Here is a 13,014-nt window from a genome sequence, read left to right as displayed (position 1 = left end):
CCGATGCAACGACGCTCCTTCCTGCAGACCACCGCCGCCATCGGCGCCGGTGCGATCGCCTCGCCGCGCCTCGCCGCGGCGCAGGGCCAGCGCGTGCTGCGCTTCGTGCCGCAGGCGGATATCGCGATCCTCGACCCGATCGCGACCACCGGCTTCGTCACGCGCAACCACGGCTTCCTCGTCTTCGACACGCTCTATGGCTGGGACGAGCAGTACCGCGCGCATCCGCAGATGCTCGAAGGCCATGTCGTCGAGGATGACGGCCGCACCTGGGTCATGACGCTGCGCGAAGGGCTGAAGTTCCACGACAATGAGCCGGTGCGCGCGCGCGATGTGGTCGCGAGCCTGCGCCGCTGGGGCGTGCGCGACCAGTTCGGCATCGCCGCCATGGCGGTGACGGACGAGATCACCGCGACCTCGGACCGCGTGGTGCGCTGGCGCCTGAAGCGGCCCTTCCCGCTGCTGCCCGATGCGCTCGGCAAGATCGGCGCCAACGTCGCCTTCATCATGCCGGAGCGCCTGGCGAATTCCGATCCCGCCCTGCCGATCAGCGAGATGGTGGGCAGCGGTCCCTTCCGCTTCGTCGCCAGCGAGCGCGTGCCGGGGTCCCGCGCCGTCTACGCGAAGTTCGACGGCTACGTGCCGCGCTCGGGCGGCACGCCGAGCCTGCTCGCGGGCCCCAAGGTCGTGAACTTCGACCGCGTCGAATGGCTGACCATCCCCGATGCCAGCACCGCCTCGGCCGCGCTGCAGCGGAACGAGGTCGACTGGTGGGAGCAGCCGACCTCCGACCTGCTGCCGCTGCTGCAGCGCCAGCGCGGGCTGAAGGTCGACGTGCTCGATCCCACCGGCGCCATCGCCATGCTGCGCTTCAACCACCTGCAACCGCCCTTCGACAATCCGGCGATCCGCCGCGCGGTGCTCGGCGCGATCAGCCAGGAAGACGTGATGACGGCGGTCGCCGGCACCGACCGGTCGCTGTGGCGCGCCGGCGTCGGCTTCTTCGCGCCGGGATCGCTGATGGCGAGCGATGTGGGGATGGAGGCTCTGAACGGCCCGCGCGACCTCGCCGCAGCGCGGCGCGCGCTCGAACAGGCGGGCTACAAGGGCGAGAAGGTCCTGATGATGGGCCCGACCGACTTCCCCGCCATCACCGCGATGAGCGAGGTGGTCGCCGACACCTTCCGCCGCATCGGCATCAACCTCGACTACGCGGCGATGGACTGGGCGTCCGCACTGCGGCGCCAGGCCAACCGGGACGTGCCGGAGCGCGGCGGCTACAACGCCTACTGCACCTACACGGCGGGCGTGAACCAGTTCAACCCGGCCGCGCACAACTTCATCCGCGGCAGCGGCCTGAATGCGACCTTCGGCTGGTCCACCAGCGCGAAGCTCGAGGAACTGCGCGACGAGTGGCTGCAATCCACCAGCGACGAGGTGCGCGCGCGCATCGGCCGCGACATGCAGCGCCAGGCCTTCATCGACGTGCCCTATGTGCCGCTCGGCCAGTTCTACCAGCCGACGGCCTATCGCGACGACTTGGAGGACATGCTGAAGGGCCTGCCGCTGTTCTGGAACGTGAAGCGCGGCTGAACCGATGCTGCCCGTCACCGGCTATGCCGAGCACTGGAGCGTGCGCCAGGGCGATGCGCTCCGATTCATGATCGGCGTGGCGGGGGGCGGGCGCTATCGCGCGCGCGTCGCCCGCATCCTCTGCGGCGATCCGAACCCGGCCGGGCCCGGATACCGCGAGATCCCGATGCCCTGCGGCATCGCGGGCGAGCATGAGGGCACCGAGCAGGCGATACGGCTCGGCTCCTGGGTCGAGGTCCCGGCGGTGGATCTCGGCGCGGGTGACGCGCCGCTGACGCTGGCTGCGACGATCTGGCCGACGCTGCCGGGGCGCGACGCGCAGGCGGTACTGTCCTGCGCGGGCGGCGGTGCGACGCTGACGCTGGGCCTTGGGCCGCGCGGCGCCTTCGCGCGGCTGACGTCGGGCGGCGCGACGACGATCGTCGAGGCCGGCGTGCCGCTGACCGAGCGCGCCTGGCACGACATCGCCTGCCGGATCGACCCCGCGAGCGGCGTGCTGGAGGTCGCGCAGGCGCCGCGGGCGAAGCGCCTCGATGTGGATGAGGCCGCCGCCGCGCAGGCGACGACGCGCGATGCGCCGCCCGCCGGTGTCGGCAGCGCCGCCATCGCGGCCGAGCGCGCCGCGCATCTGCATTTCGACGGCAAGATCGCCCGCCCGCGCCTCCTGCGCGGCGCCGCGAGCATCGGCGAAAGCCTTGGGGCGCAGGCCGCCGGCGCCGCGCCGCCGCCGGCCGGGGTGCTGGCCGACTGGGACTTCGCCATCGGCATCCCGACCGACGATGTCGCCGACACCGGTCCGGGCCGCTGGCATGGCCGCTGCCACAACCTGCCGACGCGCGCCATGACCGGCCCCGACTGGACAGGCGCCGCGCATCGCTGGACCGAGGCGCCGCACCACTACGACGCCATCCACTTCCATTCCGACGACATCGGCGATGCGGGATGGTCGCCGTCGCTCACGCTCGACGTGCCGGCGGATTGGCCGAGCGGCCTCTACGCCCTGCACCTCGAGACCGAGGGCGGGCGGGACAACATCCCCTTCTTCGTCCGCGCGCGGGATCCGGGGCGGAAGGCGCGCGTCGCCTTCCTCGCGCCGACCATGACCTACACGGTCTACAGCCAGTTCGTGCGGCCTGGCCGCCAGGCGCAGATCGCGCCGCGCGCCGCGGCCTGGGGCGCCCTGCCGCAGGCGCCGGACGGGCATCCGGACTACGGGCTGTCGCCCTACAACCATCATGCCGACGGGTCGGGCGTCGTGATGTCCACGATGCGCCGGCCGATGATCGACAAGCGCGTCAACCAGTTCCACCTGATGGATCCCGACCCGGCGGGGTCGGGCACCTACTGGATCGCGGCGGACAGCTACATCCTCGACATGCTCGACCGCGCCGGGATCGAGGCCGAGGTCATCACCGACCATGACGTCCATGCCGAAGGCGCGGCGCTGCTGTCGCGCTACGCCGTGGTGCTGACCGGGCAGCATCCCGAATACCACACGCATGAGACGCTGGACGCCATCGCGGGTCACCTCGCGGCCGGCGGGCGCTTCGTCTACCTCGGCGGCAACGGCTTCTACTGGCGCGTCGCGCCGCATCGCAGCGGCCCCTGGGCCTTCGAGCTGCGCCGCGCCGAGGGCGGCATCCGCTTGTGGGAAACGCTGCCCGGCGAGGGCTACCACGCTTTCGACGGCGGCTATGGCGGGCTGTGGCGGCGGCTCGGGCGGCCGCCGCAGGCCCTCGTCGGCGTCGGCTTCAGCACGCAGGGGAACTACAACGGGCATCCCTATACTTTCACCGACGCGATGCTCGATCCGCGTGTCGCCTTCCTGCGCGAAGGCATGGAAGCCACCGCCACGCCCGGCGGCATCTTCGGCGATCGCGGACTGATGGGCGGCGGCGCGGCGGGGCATGAGCTCGACCGCGCCGATGTCAGCCTCGGCACGCCACGCCATGCGCTGATCGTCGCGCGCGCCGTGGTGCACGAAGCGAGCTACCAGCCGGTCAACGAGGAACGCCGCGACCACACCTGGCCTGGCTCGCGGGAGGACCTGATCCGGTCCGACGTGACCTTCTTCGAGACGCCGAATGGCGGCGCCGTCTTCTCGGTGGGGTCGATGAACTTCATCGGCGCGCTGCCGGTGGATGGCTACGCCAACCCCACGGCGCAACTCATCCGCAACGTGGTCCGCCGCTTCGCCGATCCCGCTCCCTTCACGCTCTGAGACGACCCAGGTGATGGTGTCCAGAGGCCTTTCGGCCTCTGGCGGGGTGGCGAGGAGGGGCGGCGCCCCTCCTCAGGTCGGCAGCGGAAACCTGTCCAGATAGGGCTGGTAGTCCGGCTCCACCTGGATATCGAGCGACGCCAGTACCCGCACCACCGCGCAGTAGAAGCCGATGACCAGCACCAGGTCGACCAGGCGCTCATTGTCGAAATGCGCGCGCAGCTTCTCGAAGGTTCCCTCGCTGACGCCAGGCCCCGCATAGGCCTCCCGCGCCGCCAGCAGCACGAGCTTCGCCAGCGGCTCGAGCGCGCTGTCGCGGCCCTCGGTCTCGGCGATCAGGGCGTGGATGTCGGCCTCGCTGACGCCGAAGTCGAAGCCGATCTTCACATGATGCGACCATTCGTAGGCCGAGCGTGCGAGCCAGCCGACCTGCAGGATCGCGAGCTCGCGCAGGCGCGGATCGAGCGTCGATCCGTAGCGGATGAACTGGCCGAGGCCCGAGAAGGCCCGCGCCCCGTTCGGGCTGTTGGTCAGCGCGCGATGCAGCGCGATGTTGCGCTTGAGCAGGTCGCGATCGGCTTCCTTGAGGTCGGCGACCGTCATGTCTGGCACACGGGCCATCGGCATGTCCCCCTTCGATGTTTCGGGGGCATGGCACCATGCGGGGCGGAGGCTGGAAAGCCCTCAGGCGGATCGGACTCGCGTCTCGCCGCGCGGCAGCGTCACGCGCAGCAGCGCCGCCCGGTCCGGCACGTCGACGCGCCGGCCGTGCAGCCGCAGCAGCCCGGCGGCCTCGAGCCCATGCAGCGCACGCGACAGGCTTTCCGGCGTCATGCCGAGCCGCGCGGCGATCGCTGCGCGCGGTTCGGGCAGGTCGACCGGCCCGCGCGCGGCCGGCAGCCGGCGCGCGAGGAAACGCGCCGCGCGCTGAGTCGCATCGCGCGTCTTGAGGTCGACCACCTGGTCGATCATCAACCGCCACTGGCGCGCCATCTGTTCCATCGCCGCGCGCATCAGGCCGGGATCGCCGGCCGCCGCGGCGCGCAGACGCTCGGCTTCGATGGCGATCAGGCGGGAGGGGGCGAGTGCCGCGGCCGTCACCGGACTCGGCATACGCAGCATGACCGCGGCGATGACGAAGGCCTCGCCGGGGGCGAGGATCTCGACCATCGTGCCGCTCGCACCCTCCTCGGCCGTGCTGAGGCCGATCGAGCCCTGGGTCAGCACATAGAGGAAATCCGCCGTGGCATCCTGTGCGAGGACGGTGCCCCCGCGCGGCACCAGCAGGGGCTTCGCCTCCGCAAGAAGCCGCGCGCGCACCTCCGGCATCGCTGCCGCGAGGAGGGGGCCGGCGTCCTTCACGCCGTTGGCGCTGCGTATCGCCGGCATGGGCCTGGTATCCGCATGACGGCACCATCGCAGGAGCGGCGCGGACCCAGGTTGATTCAGATCAACGTGGCGCGCGGCCTCAGTCCGAGGACTTCACCTCGTAGCCTTCCTCCTCCACGGCCATCGACACGACGTGGCGCGGCAGCACGGTCTCGGACTTCACGGTGCCCTCGGCCAGGTCGACCACGACCTTCGCGGTCGGGTCCTTCGCCTGGATGGCGGCGGTCACGGCGCTGACGCAGTGGCCGCAGGACATGCCGTCCACCTTCAGCGTGATCAGGGCGGGGGCGTTCTCGGTCTTGGCCATGGGTCTCATTCCTTCCGTGCGAGGTCGTCGAGGATCGGGCAGTCGGGACGCGCATCGCCGTGGCAATGCGCGGCCAGGTGGCGCAGGCTCGCCGCCATCGTGCGCAGCGATTCTGCCTTGGTCTCGAGGGCGGCGACATGCGCCAGCGCAAGCCGCTTCACCTCCTTGCTCGCCCGGTCCCGGTCCTGCCAGAGGGCGAGCAGCCGGCGCACGTCCTCGAGCGGGAAGCCGAGGTCGCGCGCGTGGCGGATGAAGCGCAGCAGCGCGACATCGCGTTCGGCATAGACGCGATAGCCGTTGGTGCTGCGCAGGGCCTTGAGCAGGCCGATCGATTCATAGTGCCGGATCATCTTGGCCGAGACGCCGGAGGCCGCGGCCGCGTCGCCGATGTTCACCGTGCATCTCCCTTCGGCCGCCAGCGCGCGAGCAGCAAGGCGCTGGTCAGGACGCTGACGCTGGACGCCGCCATCGCCGCCCCCGCCACGACGGGCGAGAGCATGCCGAAGGCCGCGAGCGGCAGGCCGACGACGTTGTAGCCGAAGGCCCAGACCAGGTTCTGGCGGATCTTCGCATGGGTCCGCCGCGCCACCTCGATCGCCGCGGGGACCAGGGCGGGGTCGCCGCGCAGCAGGGTGATGCCCGCGGCTTCGATCGCGACGTCGGTGCCGGTGCCCATGGCGATGCCGAGTTCGGCCTTCGCCAGCGCCGGCGCGTCGTTGACGCCGTCACCGACCATGGCGACGCGCGCGCCCTCGGCCTGCCAGGCGGCGACCGCATCGACCTTGCCGTCGGGCAGGACCTCGGCGGCGACGGTGTCGATGCCGAGCTGTGCGGCGACACCTTCGGCCGCGGCGCGGATGTCGCCGCTCAGCATCGCCGTGCGGATGCCCATGGCGCGCAGGCCGGCGATGGCGGCGACGGCACCGGGCTTCGGCGCATCCTCGAAGGCGAAAAGCGCGAGCGCCCGGTCACCCTCGATCAGCCAGGCGAGGCTGCGGCCCTGAGCGGCCTCGGCGTCTGCCGCCGCGACCAGCGCGCCGGCATCGGCGCCGCTTTCGGCCAACAGGCGCGGACTGCCGAGCGCGATGCGCCGTCCCTCCACCACGCCTTCCACGCCGCGGCCGGGCAGCGCCCGGAAGTCGGCCGCGGGCGGCACGGCGCCGCTTGCGGCGACCACCGCGCGGGCGAGCGGATGCTCGCTCCCCGCCTGCAGCGCGCCCGCCAGGCGCAGCGCATCGTCCGCGGTCACGCCCTCGGCCGCGTGCAGCGCGGCGAGTCGCGACTTGCCTTCGGTCAGCGTGCCGGTCTTGTCGAAGGCGACCAGTGTCACGCCCTGCGCGCGCTCAATGGCATCGACGTCGCGCACCAGGATGCCGGCGCGCGCCGCGGCCCCCGTCCCGGCCATGATCGCCGCCGGCGTGGCGAGGCCGAGCGCGCAGGGACAGGCGATGACGAGCACCGAGACGGCGGTGATGATCGCGGTTTCCGCATCCGCGCCCACCAGCAGCCAGCCCGCCAGCGTCACCGCGGCGATGGCGAGCACCACCGGCACGAAGATCGCGCTGACCCGGTCCACCAGCTTCTGCACCGGCGCGCGGGAGGCCTGGGCGGCGGCGACCAGCGCCGCGACGCGGGCGAGCATCGTCTCACCGCCCACCGCGCGGACCTCGATCACCAGCCGGCCGTCCAGCGCGATGGTGCCGGTCGCGACCTTGGCGCCGGGCTCCTTCTCGACGGCGCGGCTCTCGCCGGTCAGGGCGCTTTCGTCGACACCGGACCGGCCTTCCCGCACCTCGCCATCGGCCGGGATGCGCTCGCCGGGCCGCACCACGACCAGGTCGCCCACGACAAGGGCCGCGGCCGGCACCTCGCGTTCCGCGCCGTCCTCGATCCGCCGGGCGGTACGCGGGGCGAGGCCGAGCAGGGCGCGGATCGCCGCCCCCGTCGCGCGCTTCGCCCGCGCCTCGAGCCACTTGCCCAGCAGCACGAAGAAGACGACGACGGCGGCGGCCTCGAAGTACAGGTGATGGGCGTGCGCCGCGCCGTGGCGCAGCAGCAGCCACATCGACAGGCCCCAGGCGGCGCCGGTACCGATGGCGACGAGCTGGTCCATGTTGCCGGTCCCGGCCCGCGCCCCGGCCCAGCCCGCACGCCAGAAGCGCGCGCCCAGCACGAACACCACCGGCGTGGCGAGCACCGCCTGCCACCAGCCGCCCGGCATCCAGTCCCGGCCGAAGGGCAGGCCCACCATGCCGACCAGGAAGGGCGCGGTCAGCGCGGCGGCGAGGAGCAGGTCGCGCTTCTCGCGCGACGCACCGGGATCTTCCGCCGCCGCCTCGCTCGCCGCGACCAGGCGGTAGCCGGCGCGGGTCAGCGCGGCGGCGAGCGCCGCTTCCTCGGTGCCCGCCACCGCGCGCAGATGGGCGCGCTCGGTCGCGAGGTTCACGCTCACCTCGAGCACGCCGGGCACGCGCGACAGCGCCTTCTCGACGCGCTTCACGCAGGAGGCGCAGGTCATGCCGCCGACGCCGAGGTCGAAGGTGACCTCCGGCACGCGGTAGCCGGCCTTGGCGACGGCGACGGCGAGGTCGCCGACGGGGGCGGTGCCGCGCACCTCGGCCTGGCCGGAGGCGGGGTTCACCTCGGCGGATGCGACGCCGGGGACGGCTGTCAGGGCACGGCGCACGCGCAGCGCGCAGGCGGCGCAGGTCATGCCCTCGACGGGCAGGAGAAGACGGGGTTCGGACAGGGGGGCTTCGGGCATGGTCAACCTCTCGCCGCCCAGATGGGGTTTCCCATGATGGGAAGGTCAAGGGCACTCCACAATTGACTCCGCGATCGCGACTGCCGACATGCACCGTCGATGATCCGGCTGATCGCGTGCCTTTGCGTCCTGACGGCCCTCACCGTGGCGCCGGGGGCTTCCGCCCAGAACGAGCCCTTTCGCGTGACGAACCGGGCGGCGGTTCCGGCGACGGCCCTCCATGTCTCACGCAGCGGCCAGCCCTGGGGCGCGAACCTGCTGCGCGACCCACTCCCGCCTGGCAGCTTCTTCGCCCTGCGGCCCGGTGAGGGCGCCGGCTGCCGCTTCGACATCCGCCTCGTGCTGCAGAATGGGCAGGAGCTCGTCCAGCGCGACGCGGATGTCTGCGCCCAGCGCACCATCGATCTCGGCGGCGGTCCGGCCGTGGCGCCACCCGTCGGCGCCCTGCCGCAGGTCGGCGGCGGCGACCGGCTGCTCCCCAACATCGCGCCCGCGCCGCGATGAACGTGACGCAGGTCGCGCGGCCGCCCTGCGATGCCGATTGACAGGCGCGGGGGCGCTGCGGCCATGAATCGCTCCATGCGTCTCGTCATCGCCGCCGCCCTGCTCGCCTCCGGCCTCGTCGCTGCGCCGGCGCTGGCGCAGAACGAACCCTTCCGCATCGTCAACCGCACGCCGGAGGTCGCGGTCGGGCTGTTCGCCGTGCGGACCGGACGCACCGAATGGGGCTCGAACCTGCTCAACCGCGGCCCCCTCGGGCCGGGCCAGACCTTTGCGCTGCGCCCCTCGGAAGGCGCGGGCTGCGCGTTCGACCTGCGCCTGGTCCTGCAGGCCGGTCAGGACGTCATCCAGCGCAACGTGGACATCTGCACCAACCGCACGGTGGTGATGGCCGCCCCGGCGCCGGTCCTGGCGATGCCCAGCCTGCCGGGCCTGCCCGACCGCAAGCCGGCACCCGAAGGCGTGGCCGGCGCCCTGCCTCCACCGCCCGCCGGCACGGCTCGGCCCAATCCCAATGCCCGTGTCAGCACCGGCACCGGCTTCGTGGTCGGCAACGGCGCGATCCTCACCAATCATCACGTCATCGACGGCTGCCAGCGCGTCTTCGTCCGCACGCCGGACAACCGCACCCTGCCGGCCCAGGTGCCGGCCGCGGATGCGCGGCGCGACCTCGCGCTGGTGCGCGTCACCGGGGAGGCCGGACCGGTCCTCTCCTTCCGCTCGAACCCGGTGCGGCGCGGGGAAAGCGTCGTGACCTACGGTTTTCCGCTCGCCGGGCTGCTCTCCTCGGGCCCGACGCTGACGACCGGGGAGGTGAGCGCCCTATCGGGCCTCGGCGACAACCAGCAGCAGTTCCAGATCAGCGCGCCGGTGCAGCAGGGCAATTCGGGCGGACCGCTGCTCGACCGGCAGGGCAACGTGATCGGCGTGGTGGTGTCGAAGCTGAATGCCGCGCGCATCGCGCAGCGAACCGGCGACATCCCGCAGAACGTCAACTTCGCGGTGAAGGGAACCGAGGCGGTCGACTTCCTGCGTCGCAACGGCGTCACGCCGCAGATGCGCGAAAGTGCCTCGGTGGAACGGCCGGCGGCCGAGGTGGGCGAGCAGGTCCACCCCAGCACCGTCTTCATCCGCTGCGAGAAGTAGCACGCCGGGGCCGGATCGCGGCCCCGGCGATCGGACGCTATTCGAGCCGCGCGCCCGATACCCGCACCGCCTCCTGCCACATCGGGCGCTCGGCCTGGGCGCGGGCGACCATCTCCTCCGGCGTGGACCACACCGCCTCGGCGCCGATGCGGATGAAGCGGTCCTTCACCGCCTGGTCGGCGACGACACGGCGCAGCGCGCCGTTCAGCCGCTCGATCGCCGCGCGCGGCGTGCCGGCCGGGAAGACGAAGCCCTGCCAGGAGGAGACGACGAAATTGGCCATGCCGGCCTCCGCCATGGTCGGCACGTCCCGCATGGTCGGCCAGCGCGTCGCCGAGGTGACGGCGAGCGCGCGCATCCTGCCCTCCTGGATCACCGGCACGTAGGAAGCCAGGTTGTCGAGCGCGGAATCGAGATCCCCCGACAGCATCGCCGGGATGATCTGCGCCGCGCCGCGGAAGGGCACATGCGTGCCTTCGACGTTGATGCGGCTCGCGAACAGCGCGCCGGTCAGGTGCCCGGTCGTGCCGACGCCCGGCGAGCCGTAGGTGAAGCCGCCCCGCTTCGCCCGGCACCAGGCGATGAAGTCCGCCAGGCTGCGCGACGGATTGTGCTGGCTGCTGACCACCACGACGTTCGGCAGGTCCCAGGCGATGCCGACGGGCATCAGGTCCTTCGCCGGGTCGTAGGGCAGGCGCGAATAGAGATAGTTGTTGATGACCAGGTGCCCGACCGAGGCGATGCCGAGCGTGTACCCGTCCGGCGTCGCCTTGGCGGTGGCGTCGATGCCGATGTTGCCGCCCGCACCCGGACGGTTCTCGATGACGAAGGGCTGGCCGAGGATCGGCTGCAGCAACTCCGCATAGAGGCGCACCAGCACGTCGGTCGACCCGCCCGGCGGCCAGGGCACGATGATGCGGACCGGCTTGTTGGGCCATTCGCCCTGGGCCTGGACGGCGGGCGCGGCGAGGAGGCCGGCGCCGGCGGCCAACATGGTGCGACGTGTGGTGCTCATGGACGTTGCTTTCTCCCCGGGAGTCTTCGTGACCTCCGAGATATCGCGCCCGGGCCGTGAAGGCCAGACGAGGCCCCGGTGACAGCGCGCCGCGCGGCTGCCAGGGTCGGCGCCATGTATTTCGTCGACACGCGGCGCGAGGACCTCCTCGACTGCCTGCCCAAGGGCCTGGCCTGCGCCGAGATCGGCGTGGCCAAGGGCGATTTCTCGGCCCAGATCCTCGCGCGCGTGCAGCCTTCCGCGCTGCACCTGATCGATCCCTGGGTGCACCAGTCGCGGGAGGACTACGTCCGCGACCTCAACAACGTCGCCGACGACGACCAGGAGGGACGGTTCCGCGCCGTGACCACCCGCTTCGCCGGCATGCCGGCGGTGCGCATCCACCGCGCCTTCGCGGCCGAGGCCGCGGCGGGCCTGCCGGATGGCAGCCTCGACCTCGTCTACGTCGATGCCATGCACACGCATGACGCGGTGCTCGCGGACCTGCTGGCCTATGCGCCGAAGCTCAAGCCCGATGGGCTGCTCTGGGGGCATGACTTCTCGAGCCACGCCGACACGCGGCGCATGGGCTTCGGCGTGGTCGGCGGCGTGACGGAATTCATCAAGCGCTCGGGCTTCGAGATCCTGGTGCTGAACGCCGAAGCCTTCGCGACCTACGTCCTCGCGCGCCGCGGGTCAGGGGGGACGCGCGCGGCGTTCCTCGGGCGCCTCGTCTCGACCGCCCGCTTCGCCGTGGAACTGCCGCCCGAGATGGCGCCGGCGATCCACCACAAGCGCGTCGTGGACGGGCAGGGTCGCGTCATGCGCTACCTGCCGAGCTTCCGGCTGGGCTAAGGGCCTTCGCCGCGCAGCACCGCCGCGAGCGTCACCAGCATCGAGGCCGTCGCACCCCAGATGTAGTGCCGGTCATGCGGCCAGACCCAGAATTCGCGCACCCGGCCGCGGAACTCCTGCCGACGCCGCTCCGGCGCCGCCGGGTCGAGCAGCCGCGCCAGCGGGTATTCGAAAGGCTCCTCGACCTCGCCCGGTTCGGGGCGAAGCGCGAAGGGCGGGCGCAGCAAGGCGACCACGGGCGTCACCGAGAAGCCCGTGCCCGTCAGCAGCGACGGCAGCCGTCCCACGAGTTCCGGCAGCGACCGGTCGAGACCGACCTCTTCCTCCGCCTCGCGCAGCGCGGCTTCCTCCGGCGTCTCGCCCGCCTCCATGCGCCCGCCGGGAAAGGAAACCTGGCCGGAATGGGATTTCAGCCGCGCCGAGCGCAGCGTCAGCAGCACCGTCGGCTCGGGGCGCATGACCAGCGGCACCAGCACGGCCGCCGGAACGACGACCCCGCCCGTCCGCGCCACGCGATCAAGGTCGTCCTCCGGCGAAGGCCGGTCCCGCGGCAGGCTGTCGGGATCCGACAGGCGCATCCTCAGTCCCGCCGGATCGAGCGCGAGAAGCGGGGCGGTACTCAATCCGCCGCCATGTCGATCGCCGGCGTCTCGTCGATCGGGAAGAAAACCCCTTCGGACCACACGCCCAGCACCTCGCGCCCATCCACCGTCTCGGGCTGGGCGAGCGCCACCAATTCGTAGAACACCGCGCGACTGATCCGCGCCTCGAGCCCCGGCCGCACCGTGACGTAGGGGCGCGGTTCGCGCGTGACGGGGCAGATCGCCACCCGGATCGGATGCGCCGCGCCGGCGGTCACCATCTCATCGAGGTTGGTGCGGAAGGTCAGGCATTGCTGCTTCGTCGCGCAGCCGCAGTCGCAATCGCGCCAGAACAGCTCGACCGCCAGGAAAGGGGCGTCCTCGACCTCGATCCTCCCGCGCTCGGCCGGAGTCTCGAGCCAATAGGACCCGTCCTCCCCGCGCCGCAGGACCGAGGCGAACAGGCAGACCAGCGGCTTCCGCTGAATCGGGCTGTCCCGGTAGTACCAGGTGCCGTCCCGTGCGATGCGGATCGCGTAGTTCCCGCAATCCATCTTCGCCCGCGCCAGGACGGTGCCGGGGGCCGGCATGGTCCTTGCTGCGAGCTTATCCGCGCTTTCCACGCCCTGGAGCATCATTGCCAATCGTCGCCCTTGCACTCAG

At 72.2% G+C, this 13,014-nt stretch carries 13 protein-coding genes; 5 read left to right on the top strand and 8 right to left on the bottom strand.

Going from position 1 to position 13,014, the window contains the following annotated elements; translation table 11 throughout:
- Positions 1-3: 3 nt before the first annotated feature.
- A complete protein-coding gene (locus GWK16_RS09045; RefSeq protein ID WP_170053588.1) occupies positions 4-1,593 on the top strand; it encodes an ABC transporter substrate-binding protein in 1,590 nt (529 codons plus the stop codon).
- Positions 1,594-1,597: 4 nt separating this feature from the next.
- On the top strand, positions 1,598-3,814 hold the full coding sequence (locus GWK16_RS09040; protein WP_170053587.1) for a N,N-dimethylformamidase beta subunit family domain-containing protein: 2,217 nt from the start codon (positions 1,598-1,600) through the stop codon (positions 3,812-3,814).
- A 72-nt stretch (positions 3,815-3,886) separates the two neighbouring features.
- Here the strand turns inward: GWK16_RS09040 and GWK16_RS09035 are convergent, their stop codons facing one another.
- The 5 genes from GWK16_RS09035 to GWK16_RS09015 form a co-directional block, all read right to left on the bottom strand.
- Positions 3,887-4,435: a carboxymuconolactone decarboxylase family protein gene (locus tag GWK16_RS09035; protein ID WP_170053586.1), complete on the bottom strand. Its 549-nt coding sequence runs from the start codon at positions 4,433-4,435 to the stop codon at positions 3,887-3,889.
- Between the two features lie 63 nt (positions 4,436-4,498).
- Positions 4,499-5,203 (bottom strand): Crp/Fnr family transcriptional regulator, encoded by a 705-nt coding sequence (locus GWK16_RS09030; RefSeq protein WP_170053585.1) that lies wholly within the window; start codon positions 5,201-5,203, stop codon positions 4,499-4,501.
- A 79-nt stretch (positions 5,204-5,282) separates the two neighbouring features.
- Complete coding sequence (locus GWK16_RS09025; RefSeq protein ID WP_170053584.1) at positions 5,283-5,510, bottom strand: cation transporter; 228 nt, start codon at positions 5,508-5,510, stop codon at positions 5,283-5,285.
- A gap of 5 nt (positions 5,511-5,515) precedes the next feature.
- Positions 5,516-5,905, bottom strand: a complete 390-nt coding sequence (gene cueR / locus GWK16_RS09020) for a Cu(I)-responsive transcriptional regulator (RefSeq protein WP_168043688.1) — start codon at positions 5,903-5,905, stop codon at positions 5,516-5,518.
- Positions 5,902-8,274: a heavy metal translocating P-type ATPase gene (locus GWK16_RS09015; protein WP_170053583.1), complete on the bottom strand. Its 2,373-nt coding sequence runs from the start codon at positions 8,272-8,274 to the stop codon at positions 5,902-5,904. Before GWK16_RS09015 ends, cueR begins: the two co-directional genes overlap by 4 nt.
- Positions 8,275-8,373: 99 nt before the next feature.
- Here GWK16_RS09015 and GWK16_RS09010 point away from each other — a divergent pair, with 99 nt between their 5' ends.
- Together GWK16_RS09010 and GWK16_RS09005 are read left to right on the top strand one after the other, a co-directional pair.
- On the top strand, positions 8,374-8,778 hold the full coding sequence (locus tag GWK16_RS09010; protein ID WP_170053582.1) for a hypothetical protein: 405 nt from the start codon (positions 8,374-8,376) through the stop codon (positions 8,776-8,778).
- A gap of 75 nt (positions 8,779-8,853) precedes the next feature.
- On the top strand, positions 8,854-9,921 hold the full coding sequence (locus GWK16_RS09005; RefSeq protein ID WP_248291223.1) for a S1C family serine protease: 1,068 nt from the start codon (positions 8,854-8,856) through the stop codon (positions 9,919-9,921).
- A 37-nt stretch (positions 9,922-9,958) separates the two neighbouring features.
- On the opposite strand, the gene GWK16_RS09000 is transcribed toward GWK16_RS09005, so the two are convergent.
- The gene (locus GWK16_RS09000; RefSeq protein ID WP_170053580.1) at positions 9,959-10,936 is read right to left on the bottom strand and encodes a Bug family tripartite tricarboxylate transporter substrate binding protein; all 978 of its coding nucleotides are present in this window, start codon (positions 10,934-10,936) and stop codon (positions 9,959-9,961) included.
- A gap of 78 nt (positions 10,937-11,014) precedes the next feature.
- Here GWK16_RS09000 and GWK16_RS08995 point away from each other — a divergent pair, with 78 nt between their 5' ends.
- Positions 11,015-11,770, top strand: coding sequence for a class I SAM-dependent methyltransferase (locus GWK16_RS08995; RefSeq protein WP_170053579.1), 756 nt, complete (start codon positions 11,015-11,017; stop codon positions 11,768-11,770).
- Here the strand turns inward: GWK16_RS08995 and GWK16_RS08990 are convergent.
- Complete coding sequence (locus GWK16_RS08990) at positions 11,767-12,393, bottom strand: NUDIX hydrolase (protein WP_248291222.1); 627 nt, start codon at positions 12,391-12,393, stop codon at positions 11,767-11,769. The genes GWK16_RS08995 and GWK16_RS08990 overlap by 4 nt on opposite strands.
- Complete coding sequence (locus GWK16_RS08985; RefSeq protein ID WP_338144439.1) at positions 12,390-12,974, bottom strand: DUF1285 domain-containing protein; 585 nt, start codon at positions 12,972-12,974, stop codon at positions 12,390-12,392. Before GWK16_RS08985 ends, GWK16_RS08990 begins: the two co-directional genes overlap by 4 nt.
- Between the last annotated feature and the right edge of the window lie 40 nt (positions 12,975-13,014).

Origin of the sequence: Neoroseomonas marina (assembly GCF_012927745.1) — a bacterium.
Taxonomy (GTDB): Bacteria; Pseudomonadota; Alphaproteobacteria; order Acetobacterales; family Acetobacteraceae; genus Neoroseomonas; species Neoroseomonas marina.
The sequence above is the reverse complement of the archived record's forward strand: the minus strand, read 5'-3'. Positions and strand labels throughout refer to the sequence as shown.